Source organism: Desulfosporosinus sp. I2, assembly GCF_000960765.1.
GTDB lineage: Bacteria > Bacillota > Desulfitobacteriia > Desulfitobacteriales > Desulfitobacteriaceae > Desulfosporosinus.
The window spans coordinates 1-2381 of sequence record NZ_JYNH01000258.1; the positions used below are offsets into that span (position 1 = coordinate 1).

2 protein-coding genes are annotated in these 2381 nt (G+C 40.9%); both read left to right on the top strand.

Annotated features, from left to right (window positions below):
* Positions 1–138 precede the first annotated feature (138 nt).
* Entirely contained in the window at positions 139–990 is an 852-nt protein-coding gene (locus UF75_RS25435; RefSeq protein ID WP_045577306.1) for an ATP-binding cassette domain-containing protein, read from the top strand.
* Between the two features lie 22 nt (positions 991–1012).
* Entirely contained in the window at positions 1013–2077 is a 1065-nt protein-coding gene (locus tag UF75_RS25440; RefSeq protein WP_045577307.1) for a DMT family transporter, read from the top strand.
* The last annotated feature ends 304 nt before the right edge of the window (positions 2078–2381 follow it).

The window sequence follows — 2381 nt, forward strand, 5'->3', positions numbered from 1 at the left end:
TTCCATGGCAGCGCGGTGTTACACTGGTGAGATTAAAGTGCTTACCAAGAAACGTCCTGTTAGCCTCAGAAATTACATTCTTATAGCTGGGTTTGAACTTCCTTTGATCTTGTTAAATCTACTTGGGAGGAGATAAATTTGCCAGAGGTTATACTTGAAGCAGTTGATCTAGAATACTCTTATCCTGATGGTACAAATGCATTACGCAAAGTGAATTTGCAAGTTGAAAAAGGAGAAAAGTTAGCAATTCTGGGATCAAACGGAGCCGGAAAATCCACTTTATTTATGCAATTTAACGGAATCTTTCGTCCTAATTCAGGTTCTATAAAGTACCAGGGACAAGATATTTCCTATAAAAACAAGGCTCTGATCGAATTACGCAAGAAAGTTGGAATTGTCTTTCAAGATCCGGATAGTCAGTTGTTTTCCGCTAGTGTGTATCAGGATATCTCGTTTGGTCCTTTTAATCTCGGACTTTCAGAAGAAAAAGTGGCCTCCAGAGTTAAACAATCCTTGGCAGATACGGAAACGACAGACCTTGAAGACAAACCCACTCACCTGTTAAGTTATGGGCAGAAGAAACGAGTTTCTATCGCTGGCGTTCTGGCGATGGAACCAGAAGTCATTATTTTTGATGAACCAACAGCAGGGCTGGACCCGCGTCACTCCCAGGAATTCATGCAGCTTCTAGAAAAGCTGAGCAGGGAGGGTATAACGACTATCCTATCGACTCACGATGTCGATTTAGCTTATACCTGGTCAGACCGGATAGCAATAATGTACAGTGGAGAGATCATTGCCCACGGAGAACCTGGGAAACTATTCCTGCGCCCAGAGATTGTAAAACGTGCTGATTTAGCCCTTCCATGGCTGATAGAAATGCATATTGAGTTGGTTCAAAAAGGATGGTTACCTCCGTCTACTCCGTTGCCAAAAACAAGGGAAGATTTGTTTAGAAGCATACCTGTAAAGAATGATCTAGCGGGTTAAAATTGGATTATAGGAAATAAAAATGAAGAACAGAAATATTGCCCCAATACTAAAAGTCATAATTGCTGCTGCTTTGTTTGGAGCGAGTGCCCCTATTTCAAAACTGCTTATAGGTGAAATTGCCCCAACCCTAATGGCATCCTTTCTATATCTGGGCAGTGGTATCGGGCTTTACTTACAGAGATACTTCCGAAGTTATAACAAGCGTTTCAGTGATGAGGCAAGACTTACCAGAAATGATTGGCCCTGGATAATTGGTGCTGTATGTATAGGCGGGATAGCAGCCCCCATTGTGCTGATGTTTAGCCTGAAAAACACACCGGCGTCTACGGCTTCCCTTTTGCTGAATTTCGAGGGTGTAGCAACTACTGTAATTGCTGTTGTAGCATTCAAAGAGGCTGTTGGGAAAAGGATATGGATGGCTGTACTATTGATTACCATGGCAAGTATATTGCTTTCATGGGGTTCATCCGGGCAGTGGGGTTTTTCATTGGGTGCTATTGGAGTACTTGGTGCTTGCATTCTGTGGGGGATAGACAACAATTTCACACGAAACGTTTCGGACAAAGACCCTCTCTCGATTGTAACAATCAAAGGATTAAGTGCCGGTACTTTCTCCTTAATTCTATCCTTTATCTTGGGTTTTTCGTTGCCTTCTTTCAAATTCATTCTTTTGGCAATGCTCTTAGGCTATTTTAGTTATGGGTTGAGTATTGTATTATTTATTCGAGCCATGAGAGAATTAGGGTCTGCTAGGACAAGTGCTTTGTTCGGAACCGCTCCTTTTGTTGGAGCAGTACTATCTTTGCTCTTGTTCAGAGAAAGCCAAGGCACGTTGTTTTTCTTTGCTCTTCCTATCATGATTATTGGGGCAGTCTTTTTGTTCAAGGAAGAGCATGAACATTTACATGAACACGAATTAACTGAACACGAGCATAGGCATTACCACAACGAAGCACACCATACACACTGCCATTCCAGTGATAAAATACCAGAAAGTGGCTACCACTCCCATGTTCATGAACACGAATCAATAATTCATGAACACCAGCATACTCCTGACATTTACCATAGACATGCACATTAGTACTAAGACACATAGTCTATAACTTTTGATCACTAAACAATTATTAGTTCTTGTATTAAACAAGCCTCTCCCGAACGTTCACATTGCGTTTTGAGGGGCTTTTTTTAGTATTATTTCTGTAGCCGTTTTTGCACCGGAAGCTGTTAGTGTAGCCGGGTTGCTTCTTTGGTATTTTAACAAAAATGTTAAAAATCCGTTAAGTTCATGTAATTTTCATATGGTAGATTCTATTTGATAATTGAAACTGGGAGGTCTACAATGACTTGAACTGAATGATTTAAAAAATACAAGGGAAGTGTGAAAT

Coding starts and splice junctions, on each gene's coding strand:
- UF75_RS25440 (WP_045577307.1), top strand. CDS start 1,013: ATGAAGAACAGAAATATTGCCCCAATACTAAAAGTCATAATTGCTGCT.